Below are 22,246 nucleotides of genomic sequence, written 5' to 3'. Positions count from 1 at the left end.
TGCGCTTACTGCTGTTTACTGGGGGCAGGAGTGTGTCATATGGATATTCCCGGTCTGGACGCTCTGATGAACGCATACGCAATTATTCTCCTCGCCCTTGGCATGTCGATGGATGCTTTCGCTGCATCGATGGGCAAAGGCGCTACGCTCCATAAACCTAAATTCTCTGAAGCCATCCGCACTGGTCTCATCTTTGGCGCTATCGAAACGCTGACTCCGCTCATCGGCTGGAGTCTGGGTATGCTCGCCAGCCGTTTCGTGCTGGAGTGGAGTCACTGGGTCGCCTTCGTTCTGCTGGTGTTTCTCGGCGGGCGAATGATTATTGAAGGCTTCCGCAACGGCAATGACGACGAAGAGTGTGAACCGCTGCGCCGCCATGGCTTCTGGCTACTGGTGACGACGGCGATTGCCACCAGCCTGGATGCCATGGCGGTCGGTGTTGGCCTGGCGTTTTTACAGGTTAATATTCTGGTGATGGCGCTGGCAATTGGTTGCGCCACTTTCACGATGTCGACGCTGGGGATGATGATTGGCCGTTTTATTGGCCCGCTGCTGGGCAAACGGGCCGAAATTCTTGGCGGTATTGTGCTTATCGGTATCGGCGCGGAAATTCTCTACAGCCACTTCACCGGTTAATCGTCCAGACGCTGCCAGACATGCAGAGCAAAATCTGTCTGGCAGTCAAATACCGCCCGCCCTTGCAGGTCTTCCCATACTTCAGGCTTTGCGCGCCAGGCAAATGGCGTCATCTGCAATAGCGTTACGGCTTGTGCACCGCTCAACTGCATCGGGTACGCCAGTGCGTCGTGCGTTTGCAAAGTGAAACCGGCCAGTGTTTCAGAGTGGGGAGCATGCAGTTGAACCTCATCGTAGATAAGCCCCTTCAGCTCAACTAAGTGACGAGGCCCCGGTGTCACGGTGATCACCCTTCCCCCCGGTTTTACTACCCTCGCCAGTTCTTCAGGATTACAGGGCGCATAAATCCGCACCACCACGTCCATGCTGTTATCTTCAAACGGCAGACGCTGGCTGGACGCGACACAGAAATTCACCTGCGGATAGCGTTTTGCTCCGGCACGAACAGCGTTTTTCGCGACATCCAGCCCCCAGGTCTGCCCGGCGATCCCGGCAAAGGCGTGAGTGTAATACCCTTCCCCGCATCCGATATCCAGTAACTGTGCCGGTTTAATTTCCGCCAGTTTCGCACAAACCGCATCGCGCAAAGGCTGATAATACCCGGCATCCAGAAATGCGCGGCGCGCCTGCATCATCTCTGCGCTGTCACCCGGATCGCGGGAACGTTTGTGCTGCACCGGCAATAAATTCACATACCCCTCTTTCGCCACATCAAACTGGTGACGTTGAGGACAGCAATAGCTATTTCCGCTGCGGTTCAGCGGCGCATGGCAGAGCGGGCAACTCCAGGACATAACAACTCCGGGGATCATTCAAAGGGCGAAAGTGTAACGCTTTTCGCCCTTGAGTGGGAAGGATTACAACGCAGGCGCATTCTCCGCTGAATGCATGACAATCAAATTCTCAGAGCCCTGCGGTAAACCATCTGGCATCACGTTTTCCAGACGCAGGACATCCCCCATTATCTGGCTGAAGACCGGCGCAGAGACAGCCCCACCGTAATACTGTCCATTTTGCGGTTCGTTGATCACCACAACCAGCGCAAACTTCGGGTCACTCGCAGGTGCCACACCTGCGGTATAGGCGACATATTTGTCGACATATTTCCCGTCAGGGCCAATTTTCTTCGCCGTCCCGGTTTTGACCGCCACGCGATAATCACGCACCGCGGCCTTAACGCCGCCGCCGCCGGGCAAGGCCACGCTTTCCATCATATGTTCGACCTGATGTACCAGAGCAGCCGGCATAACCCGGGTACCCATCACCGGCGGGTCGATGCGGGTGATGGACAGCGGCCTCGACACGCCAAATCCACCAATGGTCGCGTATACGTGTGCCAGTTGTAGCGGCGTCACCATTAAGCCATAGCCGAAAGCGAACGTTGCGCGATCCAGTTGTCCCCAGTAGCGGCGATGCGGTAACAGCCCCTGACTTTCCCCGGTTAATCCCAACCCGGTAGGCTGACCAAAGCCAAACGCTGTGTAGGTATTCAACAGTTTTTGCACCGGCATCGCCAGCGATAACCGGGATACGCCGGTATCGCTCGATTTCTGCAGAATGCCTGTGAGCGTCAGTTCAGGATAGTAACCGACATCACGAATGCGATGGCCATCCAGAGTATAGGGGTGGGTATCGACAACGCTGTCCGGCGCAACAATCCCCTGCTGAAGCGCCGTCATGATAACCAGCGGCTTCACCGTTGACCCCGGTTCGAAGGTGTCGCTGATTGCGCGATTACGGAAATCATCCAACGTCGCGCTATCACGATTATTGGGGTTGTAGTCGGGATAACTGGCCATCGACAGGATCTCGCCTGTGTCTATTTTCACCAATACGGCCGCCCCCGAGGCAGCTTTATTCCAGCGCACGGCGTTATCCAGCGCATCCTCCGTGACCGTTTGCAGGCGTTCATCAATACTCAACTGGATATTATGAGCCGGTACCGATGCCACTTCGGTAATGTTTTCAATGACTCGTCCAAATTTGTCTTTGCGCACCTGCCGCAAACCCGGCTTGCCAATTAACTGGCGATTGAAGCTCTTTTCAATGCCTTCAATTCCCTGATCGTCGACGTTAGTAAAACCAATCAAATTCGCAGCCACATGCCCGGCAGGGTAAAAGCGACGCGACTCTTCGCGCAGGTTTATTCCTGGCAGATGCAGCTTACTAATCCACTGCGCCTGCTGTGGATCAACCTGACGCGCCAGATAGAGAAAACGACTATGCGGATGGGCATGAATCCGCGCCTGCAAAGCGCCCAGGGGCAGGTTCAATGCTTTCGACAACGCCTGCCAGCGATCGTCAATCCCAACCCCGCCCTTTTCGAGTAACGTTTGCGGGTCAACCCAAATAGCGCTTACCGGTACACTGACCGCCAGCGGTCGGTTCTCACGATCAACAATCATCCCGCGCGGGACATCAATCGGCTCTTCACGCACTGAGCGCATATCTTCCTGTTTAACCAGGTTATCGGGGGAGACAATTTGCAACCAGGCGACCCTGGCCAGCAACAGCCCCATACAGCTCAGAATTCCGGCACACACCAGGCCAAAACGGACAGGGGAAAAGTGAGGGTTTTTCCCTCGGGATTTATCTTGCACTCTGACTCCAGCGTTAAAAAGCAACAGGCTGATTTAACAGGAATAGTTCAGAGATTTATCGCGAAACAATGCTAATAAGGTCGCGGATTTGCAACAAAGGGCGACGAGGGGGGATATGAGAAACATTTAGTAATAGAAGTAAAAAGCCCCGCAGTGCGAGGCTTTAAGGCTGATTATGATGCGCATGCGCATCAAAGCATCAGTGGCAGTCGAATCAGATTGCAGTTACGTTAACTGCGGCTGGGCCTTTCTGGCCGTCCTGAATTTCGAACTCAACGTTCTGGCCTTCAGCCAGAGTTTTGAAACCATTACCCTGGATTGCAGAGAAGTGTACGAACACGTCTTTGCTGCCGTCAGCAGGAGTAATGAAACCAAAACCTTTAGACTCGTTGAACCACTTAACTTGACCTTTAATCTTTGCCATTTGCAAAATTCCTTAGAGTGTTTTTTCGCCCGCAGGCGCATTCATAGATAAAACTGAGACATAACTGCATGAGGCACTAATATAAGGTTCGGCAGAGAAGCGGTATTCAACGTCAACGTGTTTACTCAGGACTTCTTTACTGATAATGCCATACATAGACAGAACTGTACCTCGTTTAACCCAAAACGTGTTATCACATACAACGTTAATAATGGCAAGCCATTTTTAAACGTGTCTCGATCAGCCGCACAAATCCTACAACAATCATTTGATCGACTACGCATTTACGCGCCGAACGGTAATGCGCAGCGCCTCTGTTAAGGTCTTCCGACTCCCCTAGCCCACGGTATCGTAAGACTTTTTTACCATAGTTCAACATTTTCAGTTCGTCCAGAAAAGCGAAGCGGTTTCAACAATTTTTTATATCATTAGAATATTTCTGACATAATTTATGAAACATGCATTCTGATAACCGGTTATAAGCAAGTAACGTTTCGCTATACCACGATCACGGATAACCTAAACAATATAATGTGATCAGGTTGCACCAAAATAATGAAACTTTAATGACATAACGTCATCGTTGCGCAATAAAAACGTTTCGCTAATTCCATACGGCAAATGTTTTCCGGGCATTGGGCAAATAAATTAGATATCCATCACTCACACGTTTGACTGATTGATATTTGAACAAACAGTTAACAGCAGAAAAAAATAATTATAAATACAATCAGATACGAAGACAGGGGGCTAGCCAGTAAAAGTCAGGTTGAAAGAAGAGGCAGAAAAGGAGATGGGCGGTTCAGGTAAAACCCGGTTTGACGATGGGCGCACCGCAACGGTGCAACCCACGGACGCCAGCAGGCATTTCAGCTTACCGGCGTGTAAGAGGAAAAGATTATCTTTCTGCCACCAGGCGAATGAAATCATCCTCATCTTCATTTTTTACTTCAACAGCTTTCTCTTCGACAGCCGGTTTTTCAGGCTCATTCGCTTCGCAGAGTCGACGCAGCAGTGCGTTTTGCCGCTTTTGCTGATCCAACAACGCTTCGAGCAGTTCGATCTGCTCGTTGGTACGCGAACTTGCGCGATTAACAAAGAACCACAATACCAGCCCCACCACCAACAGCAGGAGAGATACGACGACAGATACCAGATTTAACGCCCCAGAACTTACCAAATCACTCATATCACCACCTCAACAGGAACGGAACATTCTACCACTCGCATTAAGGAAGGAAATCGTTAAGGGAAAAAATGTTTTACCAGGGAATGAATTTGTTGATACTGCAGATCCCATTGAAGAACTGAACATCCTGGTCGCACAACACGTTGAGCGTCTGAGTCCAGAGCAGCAAACAAGCCGCCAGCACGACAATCAGTATCACCCACCGAAATTTTTTCACTCCACACTCCGCTACTAGTAACACTATCAGATGACCAGGGTAACACGCGTATCTTAAACAGCGGCTAACTGTACAAAGAAAATCTGCTTTTAGGAATCATGGAGTTGTGTCGCTTTAAAGACAAGGTACCCTGATAATCAGGATAAAAAAGACGTGAGGATGTCATGAGAATAGCGATCAGAACAATAATTATACTGGCAATTGTCTGGATTGGCATATTGCTGAGTGGATACGGCGTGTTGATCGGCAGCAGTGAGAACGCTGGCGGTTTGGGCCTGCAGTGTAAATATCTGACCGCGCGCGGCACCAGCACCGCCCAGTATGTGCATTCCGACAGTGGGATCATCGGGCTTACCGACTGCCCGGTACTGCGAAAAAGTGAAACCGTCGTCGATAACGGATAAAACAACGCCGCGATAAACGCGGCGTTTTTTATGCTGACGTGCTATCAGAAGGGATAGTCGTTATAGCCTAATTGCTCTGAGATTTTACGCGCCGCCGTATGCAGCATCGCCACATACTCGTGCAGACGTTCTTCAGAGAAACGCAGCGTCGGGAACGAGATACTCAGCCCGGCGATGACCACGCCAAAGCGGTCGAATACCGGCACACCGATACAACGCAATCCTTCTTCCTGCTCTTCGTTATCCTCACCGTACCCCTGCTGGCGAACCAGATCGAGCACAGGCATCAGCGCATCGGTACTGGTGATAGTGCGGTCGGTGCTGTGTTTATATTCCACATCTTCCAGAATTTCACGCACTTCGCTGCGGTCACGCCAGGCCAGCAGCACTTTACCAATTGCGGTACTGTACAGCGGGTTACGGCGGCCAACGCGAGAATACATACGCAGGTTATACATCGAATCGATTTTATGAATGTAAACAATACTGTCTTCATCCAGCGCCCCCAGGTGAATGGTCTCTTTGGTCAGGCGAGAGAGTTCACGCATCTGGATATCAGCGCTACGAATTAAATCGACGTTTTGTAACGCGCGCGCACCCAATTCGAACAACTTAAGCGTTAACGAATACTTTTCAGATTCCCCTTCCTGGGCTACGTATCCCAATGATTTCATGGTCTGCAAAAAGCGATAAACAGTGCTTTTCGACATCATGACACGCTGCGACAGTTCGGTAATTCCGATTTCACGCTCTTCACCAAGCGCCTGCAGGATGCCAAAAACCTTCAATACTGAAGAGACAGAATCTGGCTGTTTATCCAAATCTGCAACTGCCATTTATCACCTCATCGCAACTGTTTTATAAAAAATAGAACCGGTTTTTATTATAATTTCGCAAAGCCTTCGTCGCAATGAATCTTCTGCAACCTGGTTACAAATCTGCGACATACCGCCGAATAATCAATGCTAAAATATTTTCCTGACTAATAATTTCCGTAAAATCACACTTCTCACATGGATAAAACTCTTACTGATGGTCTGCCAGCACCGCAACGGTACGGCGCTATCCTGACCATTGTGCTCGGCATCAGCATGGCAGTGCTCGACGGGGCTATCGCTAACGTTGCGCTACCAACGATTGCCAGCGATCTCCACGCCTCTCCGGCAGCCTCAATCTGGATAGTCAACGCCTATCAGATAGCTATCGTTATCTCTCTGCTGTCGCTGGCCTTTCTTGGTGACATGATTGGCTACCACCGGATCTACAAAATTGGCCTTATCGCCTTTACCCTCGCCTCCGGTTTATGCGCCCTCTCAAGTTCACTGGAGATGCTGACTCTCGCCCGCGTCGCCCAGGGATTCGGTGGCGCGGCGTTGATGAGTGTGAATACAGCGCTAATCAGGCTTATCTACCCACAACGACAGCTTGGCCGCGGGATGGGGGTCAACTCATTTGTCGTCGCCGTCTCCTCTGCCGCCGGGCCGACCATTGCAGCGGCCATCCTTTCTGTCGCCTCCTGGCAATGGTTGTTCCTGGTCAATATTCCGCTGGGCGTCCTCTCCTGGCTGCTGGCGGTACGGTATCTGCCGCACAATGCCACGCGTAACCAGGCAACGCGCTTCGACCTGCCCAGCGCGATAATGAATGCCTTAACCTTTGGCCTGCTCATTACCGCGCTTGGTGGATTCGCTCAGGGGCAGTCCATCACTCAGGTTGTCGCAGAAGTGGTGCTGCTGCTGATTGTCGGCTTTTTCTTTGTCCGGCGGCAATTGCGCTTACCGGTGCCGTTGCTGCCCGTGGATTTACTGCGTATTCCGCTGTTTTCATTGTCGATTTGCACCTCCATTTGTTCATTCTGCGCTCAGATGCTGGCGCTGGTTTCACTGCCCTTTTTCCTGCAAACCATGATGGGACGCAGCGAAGTCGAAACAGGTCTGTTGCTAACCCCCTGGCCGCTGGCAACGATGGTAATGGCGCCCCTGGCGGGTTATCTGATCGAGCGAGTGCACGCCGGATTCCTTGGCGCGCTGGGAATGGTGGTCATGGCCTGTGGATTATTTGCGCTTGCACTGCTGCCCTCCTCGCCTTCAGACCTCGACATCATCTGGCGAATGATTCTTTGCGGGGCAGGTTTTGGTCTGTTTCAGTCCCCCAATAACCATACGATTATTTCTGCCGCGCCTCGTCAGCGCAGCGGCGGTGCCAGTGGCATGCTGGGCACCGCTCGCCTGCTTGGTCAAAGCACGGGTGCCGCGTTGGTGGCATTGATGTTTAATGCGTTTGGTGACAGCGGAACGCATGTTTCGCTGCTGCTGGCGGGAAGTCTGGCGGTCGTCGCGGCATTGTTCAGTGGATTGCGGGTGACACAACCGCGCGCGCAACGCTAATCAGGCACAGAAAAAAAGCGCCTTTAATCAGGCGCTTTTTTTATTATTTCAGGTATTCACCGGTACGCAGCGCTTCAATACGCTTGTCCAGCGGTGGGTGCGTCATAAACAACTCACTCAGCGTTTTAGACTTACCGTTGATGCAGAATGCCATCATGCTGCTGGCTTCCTGTGGCTCATAACTGGTTTTCAGACGTTGCAGCGCGGCAATCATCTTCTCACGACCAACCAGACGGGCCGAACCGGCATCGGCGTGAAATTCACGGTGGCGGGAGAACCACATGGTGATAATGCTGGCAAGAATACCGAATACCAGTTCAAGCACCATGGAAACACCAAAGTAAATCAGCGGGTTGCCATTGCTGCTCTCTTCGCCATCATCACGGTTGCCACTCAGGAAACCGGCGGCAATCTGCGCAATCACGCGTGAAATGAAGATCACGAAGGTGTTTACCACCCCCTGAATGAGCGTCATCGTAACCATGTCGCCGTTAGCCACATGGCTGATTTCGTGAGCGATAACCGCTTCAGCTTCGTCACGGCTCATGTTCTGCAACAGACCCGTACTGACCGCCACCAGGGACGCATCACGACGCGCACCGGTTGCAAAAGCGTTGATATCCGGCGCATGGTAGATAGCCACCTGCGGCATACCAATCCCCGCCTGGCGCGATTGTTGCGCGACGGTATCCATCAGCCAACGTTCCGTTTCGTTACGCGGCTGCTCAATGACTTCCCCACCTACCGACTTCAGGGCCATCCATTTCGACATCATCAGCGAAACAATGGAACCCCCAAAGCCAAACAGCAGAGCCATAATCAACAGGCCCGTCATGCTGCTCGACTGTATTCCTGTCAGGCTTAGCACCAGCCCAAACACAACCATCACAGCCAGGTTGGTCAACAGGAAGAGCGCGATTCGCATCATAATTTACTTTTAACCTCGTTTTAACAAAGCGCACTATGCGATTACCCACATCGTATGGGTATTAATACAATTTTCAACTATCCATGGCGGGTAAGTCACGAGAAAGACACAACTTTACATTTTTTCGCACACTTGCTTACGCCCGGTTTAAGGATGTAAAAAAACAGGCACAATCTCTTGTGCCTGTTTCATTTAGTGAAATTACTTACTGGTTGCTGGCGTTGTCGCTGGCCTGTCTTTTTCAAGATGGGCGAGGTCAACCGCAATATTCACCGTTTCATCGAGATACGGATCCGGTTCCTGATAATCCTTCGGCAGATCATCAATTTTCTTCAGCAATGGTTTACCTTCACGCTTATAGCGATCGTTAACGCGCGCCAGACGGGTAGCATCATCTTCTTCGTTCTCTTTCTCACGCTGGGCGTAGTTCAGAGAGATGATGTTGCGTTTGTCTTTCATCGCATTAAAGCGCGCGATATCCTTCACGATGTACTGGAACTCAGGATCTTTCGCAATTCGCGCATTATGCTGTTTCAGCAGTTCCGGGCCAAACGGCGTTAAATCGTCAGACTTCACATAGGTCGCCGCGTCGATGCTGTCCCACGGCAATGCGTTATCTTCAAACTTCTCACCCGTTTCCGTCTCTTCCGAACCGGTCGGCATCAGGATATCCGGCGTCACACCTTTACGCTGCGTACTGCCGCCGTTAATGCGGTAGAACTTCTGAATGGTGTACTGCACCGACCCCAGCGCAGGCCACTCAGGACGCAGCATCTGATCGTAAATGCGGTTCAGAGAGCGATACTGCTGCACGGTACCTTTACCAAAGGTCGGTTCACCGACGATCAAAGCACGACCATAATCCTGCATTGCCGCAGCAAAGATTTCCGAGGCCGAGGCGCTAAAGCGGTCAACCAGCACCACCAGCGGCCCTTTGTAGTAAACCACGCCGTCGTTATCGCTGTCTTCGCGCACTTTACCGTTGTTATCACGCACCTGCACAACCGGGCCTGAAGGGATAAACAAACCGGAAAGCGATACGGCTTCCGTCAGTGCGCCGCCGCCGTTGCTACGCAGGTCGATAATAACGCTGCTGACGTTCTGTTTTTCCAGCTTCTGCAACTGTACCTTGACGTCTTCCGTCAGGCCAACATAGAAGCCCGGAATGTCGAGTACGCCGACTTTCTCTTTACCAACGGTTTTCACCGACATCTTCACGGCGCGGTCTTCCAGACGGATACGTTCACGCGTCAGGGTGACAGTTTTGGTTTTTGCCCCTTTACCCGCAGGTAGGATTTCCAGGCGAACTTTACTGCCCTTCGGCCCTTTAATCAGTGCGACCACATCATCCAGGCGCCAGCCAATCACGTCGACCATGCCCTTACCCGCCTGACCAACACCGACGATTTTGTCGCCGACGCTGATAGACTTGCTCTTCGCCGCCGGGCCACCGGCAACCATCGAGTTGATAACCGTATAGTCATCATCCATCTGCAGCACCGCACCGATACCTTCCAGAGAAAGGCTCATTTCGGTATTAAACTGCTCAGTGTTACGCGGAGAGAGATAGTTGGTGTGCGGGTCGATTTCACGGGCGAATGAAGTCATCGCCAGCGAGAAAACGTCCTCACTGTTCGTTTGCGCCAGACGGCGAATCGCGAATTTATAACGGCGCGTCAGGGTTTCGCGGATCTCTTTTTCATCTTTCCCGGTCAGCTTCAGGCTCAGTTCATCGAACTTGACCTTCCCATCCCAGAGCGCATTCAGCTCAGCTTCATCTTTCGGCCATGGCGCTTTAGCCCGGTCAAGATTGAAGGTGTCGTTGCCGGTGAAGTCCATCGGACGTTCAAGCACTTTCAGCGCGTACTGATAACGTTCGAAACGTCGTTTTTGCGCCAGATTGTAGAGATCGTAAAAAACATCGAGCTTGCCGGAGCGCAACTCATCGCCAATCTGCCCTTTCTTCGCCGCGAATTGCTCGACATCGCTGGCAAGCAGCACGTTGTGGCTGTAATCGAGCAGATTCAGATAGCGATCAAATATTTTTGCAGAAAAAGACTGGTCAAGATCGAACTGACGATAGTGGGAACGGGTAAAGCGCGACGTTACGCGCTCGCTCACCGTTGCGTGCTGTGTCTCTTCCTTAAGAACCGGAATTTGATCAACACGGGTAATATCTTCCACCGCTAAGGCGTGGCCTGTTATTAAAAACAGGCCAGCAAGGGCGGAGAGCCTAAAAAGTTTGTTCATGCCTGGCCCGGCCTCCGTTTCAGAACACCAGGTGTTCTGCGCGTACTATCATTGACATACCAGAAGTAAGCTGTACGCGGACACCATCTTTGGTGATTTCCAGAATCGTGGCGTCCATTGCGTTATTGCCCGCTTTGACTTTCAGGGATTGACCAACGGTCAGCGCAGAAATGTCGGAAACAGGAGTAAGCTTTTCTTCACGCACGGCTTTAGCGGCTGGTTTTGCATCGCGTGGTTTACGCTCAGCCCCTTCCTTACGGCGGACCGGCGGACGTGGCTTACGCTCACGACGAGGTGCTTCAGTTTCACCCGCAGCAGCGGCAGCTTCGCGCTTTTTCGCCTGCTGTTCAGCGCGCTGCGCCTGCACGCGTGCTTTGGCTTCTTCAAGCTGCTGACGCGCATGAGCAACATGCTGCTCATCAAGTTCACCACAAGGGTTACCGTCGAGATCGACTCGTACTGCACCAGCTTTGATACCGTACAGATAGCGCCAGCTTGAGGTATAGAGACGTAATGCGGAACGTAATTGCGTTTTGCTGAGGTTCATTTCACCATTAACGCGCTCGACAAGATCCTGAAAAATACCGACTTTCAGAGGACGAGCTTCACCTTCAGCACTGAAGCAGTGCGGAAAACGTTCGGCCAGAAATGCGATAACTTCTTTACTGCTATTCAACTTAGGTTGATTTTCCATGAAATTTCCTGATTACAACGGACGTAGCCAACAAGCCGCAGGCATGAACAGGCGTCATTATAATGACGCTATCGCTAAATGCTACGTTATCCGTTGATTATCCTTCGATGGGTGCAAAGAATTTTTGATAATCGGTGGCGGCAAGCACGTTTTCAAGATGTGCAACCAGCTCACGCAGCCCTTTTTCGTCGTCTTCGTCAAAGCGAGAAAAGGTTGGGCTATCAATGTCAAGCACGCCAATCACCTGCCCGTTCACCACCAGCGGTAGAACGATTTCGGCGTTGCTGGCACTATCACAGGCGATATGGCCATCGAATGCATGGACATCATCCACACGCAGTACCTGGTTTTTCGCGACAGACGTGCCGCAAACGCCCCTTCCAACCGGGATGCGCACGCAGGCCAGCTTGCCCTGGAATGGCCCCAGCACCAGCGTATCGCCTTCCAGTAGATAAAAACCGGCCCAGTTGACATCAGTCAGTCGTTCAAAAAGCAACGCACTGGTGTTGGAGATTACCGCCAGAAAACTCGTCTCACCTGCCATCAATGCCTGAAAATCACGGTTCAAATCCGCGTAAAACTCTGTTTTGTTCATTATTAAACCAATATTGTCTACTTCAATCACCGGCCCCATGGACGGCACATACCCCTATAAAATAAGCATTAAATGCGTCAGGGCTCAAGTTCAATCGATTCATGGGTTAAGATAGAGAGATACATTCATTCAACGATGTAATAAATGCCACTAAAAACAACACGCCTTACACCGGCTCATAAAATTCGTATCCATGCGATCGGCGACCCGATCCCGCAGGCACAATATCAACGTTGCCCGCAGTGCGATATGCTTTTTCAGTTACCGGTCGTAAAATCGCACCAATGCGCCTATTGCCCGCGCTGCGATGCCAAAATCCGCGATGGCCGTGACTGGTCTCTGACGCGGCTGGGCGCAATGGCGATCGCCATGCTGCTGCTGATGCCCTTTGCCTGGAGCGAGCCCTTATTACGTCTGCACCTCCTTGGGGTGCGTATTGACGCAAATGTATTACACGGCATTCAGCAGATGACCGCTCAGGGCGACCCTATCACCGCAGCAATGGTTCTGTTTTGTAGCATTGCCGCGCCTGCGGTGCTGGTTGTCGCCATCGCCTATCTCTGGCTCGGCAATATCCTGGGTATGAACCTGCGCCCGGTGCTGTTGATGCTTGAGAAACTTAAAGAGTGGGTGATGCTGGATATCTATCTGGTGGGCATTGCGGTTGCCTCGATTAAGGTTCAGGACTATGCATTCCTGCAACCGGGGCTCGGTCTGCTGGCCTTTATTTCGCTGGTGATACTTAGCATCCTGACGCTGATTCATTTGAACATCGAGGAGCTATGGGAGCGCTTTTATCCTCAACGCCCTGCCACCCGGCCTAATGAAGGGCTGATGGTGTGCCTCGACTGTCACTACACAGGTTTTCCTGATTCACGCGGCCGCTGCCATCGCTGTCACGTTCCGCTCTATCGCCGTCGCCGCCAGAGTTTACAAAAGTGTTGGGCCGCACTTATCGCCTCGGTGGTGTTTTTATTGCCAGCAAACTTTTTGCCGATTTCCATTATTTATGTCAACGGCGGGCGACAGGAGGATACCATCATGTCGGGGATCCTCTCTCTGGCTGACAGTAACGTTGCCGTCGCTGCCGTGGTATTCTTCGCCAGCATTCTGGTACCGTTTACCAAAATTATTGTGCTGTTTACACTACTCATTAGTATCCATTCTAAATGTGAGCAAGGTTTACGCACTCGTATACTCTTACTGCGCTTTGTGACGTGGATTGGTCGCTGGTCGATGCTGGATTTATTTGTGATCTCATTGACCATGTCGCTGATTAATCGCGATCAACTTCTCGCATTTACCATGGGCCCGGCAGCGTTTTATTTCGGTGCTGCGGTTATTTTGACTATTCTTGCTGTTAATTGGCTGGACAGCCGCTTACTTTGGGACGCTCATGAGTCAGGAAACGCCCGCTTCGCCGACTGAAGCGAGAATTAAAATTAAACGTCGCCTATCGCCATTCTGGTTATTGCCTATCATTGCGCTGATGATTGCAGGCTGGCTTATCTGGAATAGCTACGAAGATCGCGGCACCACCATCACCATCGATTTTATGTCGGCGGACGGTATCGTGCCGGGCCGAACGCCCGTGCGTTATCAGGGGGTAGAAGTCGGCACGGTACAGGAGATTCGTCTTACTAAAGACCTGAATCGTATCGAAGTGAAAGCCAGCATCAAAAATGATATGGAAGACGCACTGCGGGATGACACACAATTCTGGTTAGTGACGCCAAAAGCCTCGCTGGCTGGCGTCTCCGGGCTGGATGCGCTGGTCGGCGGTAACTATATCGGCATGATGCCCGGCAAAGGTAAAGCCCGCGACCACTTCACCGCGTTAGACACGCAGCCGAAATATCGGCTGAATAACGGCGAATTAATGATTCACCTGCACGCTCCCGATCTGGGTTCTCTTAGCAGCGGCTCATTGGTCTACTACCGCAAAATTCCGGTCGGACGAGTGTACGATTATGCTATCAACGCCAACAAACGTGGCGTGACTATCGATGTATTGATCGAACGTCGCTTCACCAATCTGGTGAAAAAAGGCTCTCGCTTCTGGAATGTGTCCGGTATCAAAGCTGACGTGGATTTGAGTGGGGCGAAAGTGCAGTTAGAAAGCTTAACGGCGCTGGTCAATGGCGCCATTGCCTTCGACTCGCCGGAGAACTCCGAAGTTGCCGCACAAAACGATGAATACGGTTTGTATGAAGACCTCGCGCACAGCCAACGCGGCGTACTGGTTAAGTTGCAACTTCCCAGTGCCCAGGGGCTGAAAGCGGGATCAACTCCCCTGCTCTACCAGGGACTCGAAGTAGGGCAACTGACCAAACTGCAGCTTAACCCGGACAGTTCAGTGACCGGAGAAATGACCGTTGATCCCAGCGTGGTCACTCTTCTGCGCGATAAAACGCGGATTGAATTGCAGGAGCCGAAGCTCTCTCTTGAGAACACGAATCTGAGTATGCTCCTCACGGGGAGTACCTTTGCGCTGATTCCTGGCGAAGGCGAGCCCCGTAGCGAATTTAATGTCCTTCCTGCCAGCAAAACGCTGCTACAGCAGCCGGATGTGCTGACGCTATCCCTGAGTGCGCCGGAAAGCTATGGCATTGATGCCGGGCAGCCGTTGATCCTGCATGGTGTGAAGGTGGGTCAGGTAATGGAACGTAAACTGACCCGCAAAGGCGTAACGTTCACTATTGCGGTTGAGCCGCAATATCGCGAATTGATTCACGGCGACAGCAAATTTGTGGTTAACAGCCGCGTCGATGTGAAAGTTGGGCTGGATGGCGTTGAGTTCCTTGGCGCCAGCGCCAATGAGTGGCTGAGCGGCGGCATTCGTATTCTGCCGGGTGAAAAAGGTGAGATGAAAGCGGACTACCCGCTTTATGCAAACCTTGAGAAAGCCCAGGAGAATAGCCTGAGCGAGCTGCCAACCTCTACCCTCACCCTGACGGCAGAGACCCTCCCGGACATCCAGGCCGGTTCCGTGGTGCTGTATCGCAAGTTTGAAGTAGGGGAAGTGATCACCGTCAGCCCACGCGCCAACGCTTTTGATATCTCGTTGCATATCAAGCCGGAATATCGCGCCCTGTTGACACCAGATAGCGTTTTCTGGGCCGAAGGCGGAGCGAAAGTTCAGCTTAACGGCAGTGGTTTGACCGTACAGGCATCCCCTCTTTCTCGGGCGCTGAAAGGGGCTATCAGCTTTGATAACCTGAGCGGGGCTGCCCGAAACACGCGTAAAGGTGACAAACGTATTCTGTTCGCTTCAGAAACCGCTGCTCGTGCTGTCGGCGGTCAAATCACCCTGCATGCATTTGATGCCGGTAAGCTGGCGGCGGGTATGCCCATTCGCTATCTGGGCATTGATATCGGCCAGGTGCAAACGCTGGAACTCAACACCGGGCGCAATGAAGTACAGGCTCGAGCGGTACTCTACCCGGAATATGTGAATACCTTCGCGCGTCGCGGTAGCCGCTTCTCGGTAGTCACCCCACAAATTTCCGCTGCGGGCGTTGAGCATCTCGATACCATCCTGCAACCCTATATCAACGTTGAGATGGGGCAAGGTTCTCCGCGTCGTGACTTCGAACTACAGGAAGCCACTATCGCAGACTCCCGCTACCTCGACGGCCTGAACCTGGTGGTGGAAGCGCCAGAGGCGGGTTCTCTGGGCATCGGTACACCTGTGCTGTTCAGGGGCATTGAAGTGGGAACAGTAACGGGTCTGACGTTAGGCTCCCTGTCGGATCGCGTAATGGTTGAACTACGTATCAGTCAGCGCTATCAGCATCTGGTGCGAAACAACTCGGTCTTCTGGCTGGCGTCCGGTTACAGTCTCGATTTCGGTCTGACGGGCGGCGTGGTGAAAACCGGCACCTTCAACCAGTTCATCCGTGGTGGTATTGCCTTTGCCACACCGCCAGGTACGCCGCTGGCGCCGAAAGCACAGGCAGGCAAACACTTCCTGCTCCAGGAAGAAGAGCCGAAAGAGTGGCGTCAATGGGGAACGGCCCTGCCGCGTTAATGCTGAACGCTCCGGTGTCTCTTCACCGGAGCGTTTATGTTAAACTGCGCGCTCTCTGTTTACGTGTGGTACTCCCCTGTGGCTCAAAACTCTGTTTATCTTCCTGATGCATTCCTTTCACAAATGCGTGAAGCGATGCCCACCCATCTCTCCTTCGACGATTTTATTGCCGCCTGTCAGCGTCCGCTGCGCCGTAGCATCCGCGTAAATACGTTGAAAATCAGCGTGGCGGATTTTCTGGTGCTGGTTGCCCCTTATGGCTGGCAGCTCACGCCAGTGCCCTGGTGTGCGGAAGGTTTCTGGATCGAGCGGGAAGACGAAGAGTCACTGCCTTTAGGCAGTACCGCCGAACACCTGAGCGGCCTGTTTTATATTCAGGAAGCGAGTTCAATGTTGCCCGTCGCCGCACTGTTTGCAGGTGAAAAGATGCCAGAGCGGGTAATGGATGTCGCGGCGGCACCGGGTTCCAAAACGACACAAATCGCGGCAAAAATGGGTAATCAGGGCGCAATTCTCGCCAATGAATACTCCGCCAGTCGGGTTAAAGTGCTGCACGCCAATCTCAGCCGCTGTGGTATCGCTAACGTGGCGCTGACCCACTTTGATGGCCGTGTTTTTGGCGCAGCCGTGCCGGAAAGCTTCGATGCCATTCTGCTTGATGCGCCATGCTCTGGCGAAGGTGTCGTCCGTAAAGATCCTGATGCGCTGAAAAACTGGTCGCCACAAAGCAATCTGGAGATTGCCGCCACACAGCGCGAATTGATCGACAGCGCTTTCCACGCGCTGCGTCCCGGCGGCACGTTGGTCTATTCGACCTGTACACTGAATCGCGATGAAAACGAATCCGTGCTGGCCTGGCTACTGGCACAGTATCCACAGGCCGTCGAAATTGAGTCGTTATCTGCGCTCTTCCCGACAGCAGAGAAAGCGCTGACGCCGGAAGGCTATCTGCACGTCTTCCCGCAAATTTACGATTGCGAAGGATTCTTTGTCGCTCGTTTGCGTAAAACGGCTCACGTTGAGCCCCTGCCTGCGCCAGGTTATAAAGTCGGTAAATTCCCTTTTACCCCGCTGAAAACCCGTGAAGCGGCCGCTGTGGTCGATGCTGCCGGTAAAGTCGGGCTTCACTGGAATGACGCCCTCTCTCTCTGGCAACGTGATAAAGAAATTTGGCTCTTCCCGGCTGAAATTGAGCCCCTGCTCGGAAAAGTCCGTTTCTCGCGTATCGGGCTCAAGCTTGCAGAGACGCATAACAAAGGCTATCGCTGGCAGCACGAAGCCGTCATCGCACTGGCCAAAAGTGACAAAAATGGTCATGAGCTGACGCAAACGGAAGCTGAGGAGTGGTACCGCGGGCGTGATATCTACCCGGAAAATAACCCAAAATACGATGATGTGATCGTCACTTTCCAGGGGTTCCCGCTGGGGCTGGCGAAACGAATTAACGCCCGGCTGAAAAACAGTTATCCGCGAGAACTGGTGCGCGATGGCAAACTTTTTGCCGAAAAGCCCTGAGCGCCGCGCAAAAATTGCGCACTTTTTTACTGGCGATATTCTCTTCGTTGTCTACGCTAAGAAATGGGCGACCTGAACTGGTCATACCACACTAACAGCAGATCAACGGAGAGCATCATGAGTAAAACCAATGTGCGCATTGGCGCATTCGAGATAGATGATGCCGAGCTGCACGCCGGGCAGCAAGGTGAACGAACGTTAAGCATTCCCTGTAAATCCGATCCTGATTTATGCATGCAGTTAGACGCCTGGGATGCCGATACCAGCGTCCCTGCCGTACTCAACGGCGAACACTCCGTCCTCTACCGTAAACATTACGACCAGCGTTCTGATGCCTGGGTTTTGCGCTTCGCATAACTCAAAAGGAACCCGCCCACAGGCGGGTTATTTATTTGCATAACCTTTCCCGTCACCGCCCTTCATCCCCTACACTTAATACTTAACGGATCCGTTGTGTCACCATTTTTATCAGACTGAGGGCAGGATGTTCGCACTGGTTTTGTTCATCTGCTACCTTGACGGTGGCTGCGATGATATTGTCGTGGACGTATATAACTCGGAAAAGCAATGCGTTGCGGCGATGGAGGATCAACGTCTACGCCGTGGGGGGTGTTTTCCGATTGAGGATTTTGTGGACGGGTTTTGGTATCCCGCCCACGAATATAGCGACTTTTAGTCGCGGTGGTTAGTGCGGCGAAGCCGCATGATAGAGTGACGCTTCACCGCGGGGGCGAGTTTTAAAACGTCTGTGCACCCAAAGATATTGTTCCGGCGCACGTAAAATCTCTTTCTCGATGATTTTATTCATATAGCTGGCCGCATCGAACTCATCATTGACCGGATAATCAGACATCACTTCACTGATATGCAATACATAGCCTTTCTTATCCGCCTTACGCACCATCGTAATACTGAGCATTGCCGCACCGGACAGACGCGAAAGCACCCAGGTTCCGTTAGTGGTCGCGGCTTCGTTGACTGAAAAGAATGGCGCAAAGACGCTGCCTTTAGGGCCATAATCCTGATCCGGGGCGAACCATACGGCTTCACCGGCTTTCAGAGCCTGAACCAGACCACGCAGATTGCGGCGATCGATCATCGCTTTATTGGAACGCAGGCGCCCGGTAGTCTGCACCCACTCCATTAATGGATTATTGTGTCGGCGATAGGTTGCCATCATCGGGCGGCACAACCCCATCACCCTGCCCCCCAGTTCCAGAGACATAAAGTGAACGCCCACCACCATCACACCGCGCTGCTCTTTCAGCGCATTCGTCAGATGTTCATAGCCTTCAACATCAAACCATTTCTTAACCCGCGCATCGCTCCAGAACCAGGCCATGCCGGTTTCGATTAACCCCATACCCAACGACATGAAATTCTGCTGCAGCAACGCTTCACGTGACGCGGCATCCATTTGCGGGAAGCAAAGCTCAATATTACGCGCAGCGATACGTTCACGGCGTTTAAGGAAGCGACGGGACATTTTACCCACCGTAGAACCGAGGGTATGTAATAAAGGATAAGGAAGCTGGACGATAAGCCACAGCACACCCAGGCCAAACCACGTTGTCCAGTTACGCGGATGCAATAACTGGATATCAAAATCTTTAGACATCATTTTTTCCTGAAGCATGAAAAAAAGTAACGCGTAAGGAAAAAACGAATCCGTTCATCTGTCATTATGCGATACGTATAAGAGTTTGACAGAAATACGTTCGGCTAATTCCCTGTGGGGACAAGACTTTACAAAACAATCCCAAAAACAGGAAAAACTTACCGGAAGGCTGTAGCTCAACTCGCCGCCAGCATGCACTTTTTTGTACAAAAAGGATAGAGAGATTTGCGTCCACCACACGATTACATTAGAGCTATAAATCCCTCTCCCCCCGCTGAAAACCAGCATTCTGTGGTGTGCAAAGGCGAAAAACATGATTTCTCAGTCATTTCTGAAAATGGCTCCCACCCGTAACATTGCCAGGCAAACCAAAAAGGTGAACCTAATTGTTGATTAACATCCTCCACCAGATTGTTCCTGGTTTATTAAGCAAATTAAAAGCGCCTCTGCGCTAATTCCTGATTCAGTTCCATAAAATTACCAGAGCCCATAACACCCCCCAATAAATTATCGTGCTAATAATTAGATGCGGTATGTTTCTAAAACCTAAACTGGACACGACAAACTCTGGCGGCGGGTTCTGTAATTTGCTACCATGCGCAGCAAAAAAGTACGTACAAAATTTATTTAAAATCAACTTACTACACCAGCCAATGAGACTACCGTAACAAGTTAACGTTATGAAAGAAAATGTAAATCCTGTTATGACTGACACCCCTACTGTATCAATCATCATTCCGGCATATAACTCTGCTGAATTTATTCATATTCTGCTGGATTCTTTACTCAAGCAAACAATAAAAGATTTCGAGGTCATCGTTGTTGATGATGGTTCCCGTGACGCAACCAGCGCAGTTGTAAGTAAATATGGCAGTGATGACCAACTCAACCTGAAACTTATTCAGCAAGTGAATGCCGGAGTCTCGGCTGCACGTAACGCTGGTTTTGATCATGCACAAGGTGAGTTTTGTATCTTTATCGATAGCGACGATCACGTTGCGCCCGACTTTCTGGAAAACCTGCTTACTCGCCAGGCAGAAACTCAGGCTGATGTAGTTTACTGCGGCTGCCATCAGGGAGGGAAAAAAGGCGTTAATCTCAAGCCAAATAAATTCCAGGAGGGATATTTATTAGCTCAGCGAATCCAGCGGGAGATGCTTTTTCATCTGGGCGGTGTACTCATTCGCAGAACGTTCCTGATTGCGGAAAATATCAGATTCAATCCTGATCTAAAATTAGGTGAAGATCTCCTTTTCACTTATACGATTTTAGCAAAAACACATCTCTATGCCGTACAAAAATATCTTTACCATCAAACCTGGCGAGACGATTCGGTCATGAACGCCACATGGTCGAAAACTGAATATGAACATAATGCATTAGCGATGCAGGTCATTTATGACTCGATCAACCAGTGGTGCCCGGAGAGCGAAAGAGAAGCCATTGCGCCACTCCTCAGAAATGCTGCGTTCGCTGCTAAAATAAAATTCCTCTGGGCATTATTACAGTCAAGGCACTACGCTGTAGTTTTAAATTATTTAAATAATGGCTTCCTTAAACTTTCTAATGAAGAAATAAACCGCTTAGCCCGTAAAGAAGCAAAAAAATATAAAATACTACAATGTAAAAATAAATTTATATGGGCGATGTATTTCTGCCTGCGAAAGAAAAAATTTTGATATTCGGTGCGTAGTCAGTAAAATCCTATCTCCAGGCCACAGTGTTCACACTATACACAAAAAAAGATCACTGTGGCGCCACCAACCAGGCTGCGTTTGAGGATTTCATGTTAGAAAAAGAATTTTTAAAAGAATGTCTCAGAGTTGAAGTCATCGGCGGAAAGGATAAAAAATTCACATGGCCTCGCGCAATCCGGCACGCCTGGCGCCAGCCTAAGCGGAGATTTCTTTTTTGGTGGCGCATAGCCTCATATCTTCACGCAACCGGTAATAAACGCGTTAAGAAGTTTGCCGTTTATCTGAACAGGCGTTTAATCCGACACTACAATACGGAAATTGGCCTTGCAGCCAAAATTCAACCCGGCTTATTCATTGCACATTACAATGGCATCGTCGTAACCTCTTATTGCGATGTTGGCAAAAACTTTACCCTGCGTCAAAACACCACTATCGGTATAAAAACCCTTGGCAAACCCGATGACGAGTACAAAATCATCATCGGCGATAATGTCATGATTGGTGCAAACAGTTGCATCATCGCCGACGAACTCACCATTGGCAGTAATGTCCTGGTAGGGGCGATGTCTTTTATCAGCAAGGACATTCCGGATAATTGTACTTACTACACCAGAAAAGAGAGTGTCATCGACATCAGAGAAGGGTCATCCCCGGATAATTCTGCGTTGATAGACAACGTTCGCGACTAACCTTCCAGGGCGCCACATTTTTTGTAAAATAATTGTTAATGTGGCGAGAGGTGTGGTATAACCGCAAGGAATGACCCGTTAAGAAGGTTCCCCGGGTCAGGTTGTTTATCGGCGGTTCCCGCCTGATAAAAAGAGACCGAATACGATTCCTGTATTCGGTCCAGGGAAATGGCTCTTGGGAGAGAGCCGTGCGCTAAAAGTTGGCATTAATGCAGGCTAAGTCGCCTTGCTCTATAAGAATAGATGACCGTGCCAGGTTTTCCAGTCCGCGTCGAAAGCGCCCGGAAAATTCAGGCGATAAAAACGGCATACGATACAAAAAACCGCCAGACCATTTCAGAAATGGTGGCGGTTTTTTATTTGGAATCAATTA

At 51.1% G+C, this 22,246-nt stretch carries 22 protein-coding genes; 10 read left to right on the top strand and 12 right to left on the bottom strand.

Annotated elements, in window-relative coordinates; all coding sequences use genetic code 11:
* The first annotated feature begins 66 nt into the window (after nt 1-66).
* Complete coding sequence (gene mntP / locus VSR74_RS00595; protein ID WP_347794327.1) at nt 67-636, top strand: manganese efflux pump MntP; 570 nt, start codon at nt 67-69, stop codon at nt 634-636.
* Here mntP and rlmA read toward each other — a convergent pair.
* From rlmA to mgrB, 6 genes are all read right to left on the bottom strand, one after another.
* Nucleotides 633-1,430, bottom strand: coding sequence for a 23S rRNA (guanine(745)-N(1))-methyltransferase (gene rlmA, locus VSR74_RS00590; protein ID WP_347792898.1), 798 nt, complete (start codon nt 1,428-1,430; stop codon nt 633-635). The two genes, mntP and rlmA, sit on opposite strands and share 4 nt — an antisense overlap.
* A 63-nt stretch (nt 1,431-1,493) precedes the next feature.
* Nucleotides 1,494-3,236: a peptidoglycan glycosyltransferase FtsI gene (gene ftsI / locus VSR74_RS00585; RefSeq protein WP_347792897.1), complete on the bottom strand. Its 1,743-nt coding sequence runs from the start codon at nt 3,234-3,236 to the stop codon at nt 1,494-1,496.
* 214 nt (nt 3,237-3,450) lie between these two features.
* Entirely contained in the window at nt 3,451-3,660 is a 210-nt protein-coding gene (gene cspE / locus VSR74_RS00580) for a transcription antiterminator/RNA stability regulator CspE (RefSeq protein ID WP_001062678.1), read from the bottom strand.
* Nucleotides 3,661-3,672: 12 nt separating this feature from the next.
* Nucleotides 3,673-3,816 carry a DUF2627 domain-containing protein gene (locus VSR74_RS00575; RefSeq protein ID WP_347792896.1) on the bottom strand — a complete coding sequence of 48 codons (144 nt, stop codon included), beginning with the start codon at nt 3,814-3,816 and terminating at the stop codon, nt 3,673-3,675.
* Nucleotides 3,817-4,558: 742 nt separating this feature from the next.
* A complete protein-coding gene (locus tag VSR74_RS00570) occupies nt 4,559-4,849 on the bottom strand; it encodes a YebO family protein (RefSeq protein WP_347792895.1) in 291 nt (96 codons plus the stop codon).
* A gap of 73 nt (nt 4,850-4,922) precedes the next feature.
* Nucleotides 4,923-5,066: a PhoP/PhoQ regulatory lipoprotein MgrB gene (mgrB, locus tag VSR74_RS00565; protein WP_347792894.1), complete on the bottom strand. Its 144-nt coding sequence runs from the start codon at nt 5,064-5,066 to the stop codon at nt 4,923-4,925.
* Nucleotides 5,067-5,230: 164 nt separating this feature from the next.
* Here mgrB and VSR74_RS00560 point away from each other — a divergent pair, with 164 nt between their 5' ends.
* Nucleotides 5,231-5,470, top strand: coding sequence for a YobH family protein (locus tag VSR74_RS00560; protein ID WP_347792893.1), 240 nt, complete (start codon nt 5,231-5,233; stop codon nt 5,468-5,470).
* A gap of 44 nt (nt 5,471-5,514) precedes the next feature.
* On the opposite strand, the gene kdgR is transcribed toward VSR74_RS00560, so the two are convergent.
* Complete coding sequence (kdgR, locus tag VSR74_RS00555) at nt 5,515-6,306, bottom strand: DNA-binding transcriptional regulator KdgR (protein WP_347792892.1); 792 nt, start codon at nt 6,304-6,306, stop codon at nt 5,515-5,517.
* Nucleotides 6,307-6,483: 177 nt separating this feature from the next.
* On the opposite strand from kdgR, the gene VSR74_RS00550 reads away from it, so the two are divergent.
* Nucleotides 6,484-7,857, top strand: coding sequence for an MFS transporter (locus tag VSR74_RS00550; protein WP_347792891.1), 1,374 nt, complete (start codon nt 6,484-6,486; stop codon nt 7,855-7,857).
* A 43-nt stretch (nt 7,858-7,900) separates the two neighbouring features.
* Here the strand turns inward: VSR74_RS00550 and htpX are convergent, their stop codons facing one another.
* The 4 genes from htpX to VSR74_RS00530 form a co-directional block, all read right to left on the bottom strand.
* Nucleotides 7,901-8,785: a protease HtpX gene (gene htpX / locus VSR74_RS00545; protein ID WP_347792890.1), complete on the bottom strand. Its 885-nt coding sequence runs from the start codon at nt 8,783-8,785 to the stop codon at nt 7,901-7,903.
* A 201-nt stretch (nt 8,786-8,986) separates the two neighbouring features.
* The gene (gene prc / locus VSR74_RS00540; RefSeq protein ID WP_347792889.1) at nt 8,987-11,035 is read right to left on the bottom strand and encodes a carboxy terminal-processing peptidase; all 2,049 of its coding nucleotides are present in this window, start codon (nt 11,033-11,035) and stop codon (nt 8,987-8,989) included.
* 19 nt (nt 11,036-11,054) lie between these two features.
* Nucleotides 11,055-11,729, bottom strand: a complete 675-nt coding sequence (gene proQ, locus VSR74_RS00535; RefSeq protein WP_347792888.1) for an RNA chaperone ProQ — start codon at nt 11,727-11,729, stop codon at nt 11,055-11,057.
* Nucleotides 11,730-11,826: 97 nt separating this feature from the next.
* Entirely contained in the window at nt 11,827-12,324 is a 498-nt protein-coding gene (locus VSR74_RS00530) for a GAF domain-containing protein (RefSeq protein ID WP_347792887.1), read from the bottom strand.
* A gap of 144 nt (nt 12,325-12,468) precedes the next feature.
* Between VSR74_RS00530 and yebS the strand changes: the two genes are divergently transcribed.
* The 5 genes from yebS (at nt 12,469) to VSR74_RS00505 (ending at nt 18,545) form a co-directional block, all read left to right on the top strand.
* The gene (yebS, locus tag VSR74_RS00525; protein ID WP_347792886.1) at nt 12,469-13,752 is read left to right on the top strand and encodes a membrane integrity lipid transport subunit YebS; all 1,284 of its coding nucleotides are present in this window, start codon (nt 12,469-12,471) and stop codon (nt 13,750-13,752) included.
* A complete protein-coding gene (locus tag VSR74_RS00520) occupies nt 13,721-16,354 on the top strand; it encodes a PqiB family protein (protein ID WP_347792885.1) in 2,634 nt (877 codons plus the stop codon). Before yebS ends, VSR74_RS00520 begins: the two co-directional genes overlap by 32 nt.
* Nucleotides 16,355-16,432: 78 nt before the next feature.
* The gene (gene rsmF, locus VSR74_RS00515; RefSeq protein ID WP_347792884.1) at nt 16,433-17,869 is read left to right on the top strand and encodes a 16S rRNA (cytosine(1407)-C(5))-methyltransferase RsmF; all 1,437 of its coding nucleotides are present in this window, start codon (nt 16,433-16,435) and stop codon (nt 17,867-17,869) included.
* Nucleotides 17,870-17,986: 117 nt separating this feature from the next.
* Nucleotides 17,987-18,226 (top strand): YebV family protein, encoded by a 240-nt coding sequence (locus VSR74_RS00510; protein WP_347792883.1) that lies wholly within the window; start codon nt 17,987-17,989, stop codon nt 18,224-18,226.
* A gap of 127 nt (nt 18,227-18,353) precedes the next feature.
* Nucleotides 18,354-18,545 (top strand): YdfD/YebW family protein, encoded by a 192-nt coding sequence (locus VSR74_RS00505; protein ID WP_231827023.1) that lies wholly within the window; start codon nt 18,354-18,356, stop codon nt 18,543-18,545.
* Nucleotides 18,546-18,554: 9 nt separating this feature from the next.
* On the opposite strand, the gene lpxP is transcribed toward VSR74_RS00505, so the two are convergent.
* Entirely contained in the window at nt 18,555-19,487 is a 933-nt protein-coding gene (gene lpxP, locus VSR74_RS00500) for a kdo(2)-lipid IV(A) palmitoleoyltransferase (RefSeq protein ID WP_347794326.1), read from the bottom strand.
* A 680-nt stretch (nt 19,488-20,167) separates the two neighbouring features.
* On the opposite strand from lpxP, the gene VSR74_RS00495 reads away from it, so the two are divergent.
* Nucleotides 20,168-21,166, top strand: coding sequence for a glycosyltransferase family 2 protein (locus VSR74_RS00495; protein ID WP_347792882.1), 999 nt, complete (start codon nt 20,168-20,170; stop codon nt 21,164-21,166).
* A 107-nt stretch (nt 21,167-21,273) separates the two neighbouring features.
* Nucleotides 21,274-21,873, top strand: coding sequence for a serine acetyltransferase (locus VSR74_RS00490; protein ID WP_347792881.1), 600 nt, complete (start codon nt 21,274-21,276; stop codon nt 21,871-21,873).
* The last annotated feature ends 373 nt before the right edge of the window (nt 21,874-22,246 follow it).

The organism is Pseudocitrobacter cyperus (assembly GCF_039889165.1).
In the GTDB taxonomy this organism is placed as follows: domain Bacteria; phylum Pseudomonadota; class Gammaproteobacteria; order Enterobacterales; family Enterobacteriaceae; genus Pseudocitrobacter; species Pseudocitrobacter cyperus.
The sequence above is the reverse complement of the archived record's forward strand: the minus strand, read 5'-3'. Positions and strand labels throughout refer to the sequence as shown.

What these genes read in the sequence shown, in the direction of transcription:
- VSR74_RS00495 (WP_347792882.1), top strand. Translation starts at nt 20,168, where the DNA reads ATGAAAGAAAATGTAAATCCTGTTATGACTGACACCCCTACTGTATCA.
- lpxP (WP_347794326.1), bottom strand. Translation starts at nt 19,487, where the DNA reads ATGTCTAAAGATTTTGATATCCAGTTATTGCATCCGCGTAACTGGACA.
- VSR74_RS00575 (WP_347792896.1), bottom strand. Translation starts at nt 3,816, where the DNA reads ATGTATGGCATTATCAGTAAAGAAGTCCTGAGTAAACACGTTGACGTT.
- kdgR (WP_347792892.1), bottom strand. Translation starts at nt 6,306, where the DNA reads ATGGCAGTTGCAGATTTGGATAAACAGCCAGATTCTGTCTCTTCAGTA.
- cspE (WP_001062678.1), bottom strand. Translation starts at nt 3,660, where the DNA reads ATGGCAAAGATTAAAGGTCAAGTTAAGTGGTTCAACGAGTCTAAAGGT.
- mntP (WP_347794327.1), top strand. Translation starts at nt 67, where the DNA reads ATGAACGCATACGCAATTATTCTCCTCGCCCTTGGCATGTCGATGGAT.
- VSR74_RS00510 (WP_347792883.1), top strand. Translation starts at nt 17,987, where the DNA reads ATGAGTAAAACCAATGTGCGCATTGGCGCATTCGAGATAGATGATGCC.
- VSR74_RS00550 (WP_347792891.1), top strand. Translation starts at nt 6,484, where the DNA reads ATGGATAAAACTCTTACTGATGGTCTGCCAGCACCGCAACGGTACGGC.
- VSR74_RS00560 (WP_347792893.1), top strand. Translation starts at nt 5,231, where the DNA reads ATGAGAATAGCGATCAGAACAATAATTATACTGGCAATTGTCTGGATT.
- proQ (WP_347792888.1), bottom strand. Translation starts at nt 11,729, where the DNA reads ATGGAAAATCAACCTAAGTTGAATAGCAGTAAAGAAGTTATCGCATTT.
- htpX (WP_347792890.1), bottom strand. Translation starts at nt 8,785, where the DNA reads ATGATGCGAATCGCGCTCTTCCTGTTGACCAACCTGGCTGTGATGGTT.
- rlmA (WP_347792898.1), bottom strand. Translation starts at nt 1,430, where the DNA reads ATGTCCTGGAGTTGCCCGCTCTGCCATGCGCCGCTGAACCGCAGCGGA.
- VSR74_RS00520 (WP_347792885.1), top strand. Translation starts at nt 13,721, where the DNA reads ATGAGTCAGGAAACGCCCGCTTCGCCGACTGAAGCGAGAATTAAAATT.
- VSR74_RS00530 (WP_347792887.1), bottom strand. Translation starts at nt 12,324, where the DNA reads ATGAACAAAACAGAGTTTTACGCGGATTTGAACCGTGATTTTCAGGCA.
- VSR74_RS00490 (WP_347792881.1), top strand. Translation starts at nt 21,274, where the DNA reads ATGTTAGAAAAAGAATTTTTAAAAGAATGTCTCAGAGTTGAAGTCATC.
- VSR74_RS00505 (WP_231827023.1), top strand. Translation starts at nt 18,354, where the DNA reads ATGTTCGCACTGGTTTTGTTCATCTGCTACCTTGACGGTGGCTGCGAT.
- prc (WP_347792889.1), bottom strand. Translation starts at nt 11,035, where the DNA reads ATGAACAAACTTTTTAGGCTCTCCGCCCTTGCTGGCCTGTTTTTAATA.
- yebS (WP_347792886.1), top strand. Translation starts at nt 12,469, where the DNA reads ATGCCACTAAAAACAACACGCCTTACACCGGCTCATAAAATTCGTATC.
- VSR74_RS00570 (WP_347792895.1), bottom strand. Translation starts at nt 4,849, where the DNA reads ATGAGTGATTTGGTAAGTTCTGGGGCGTTAAATCTGGTATCTGTCGTC.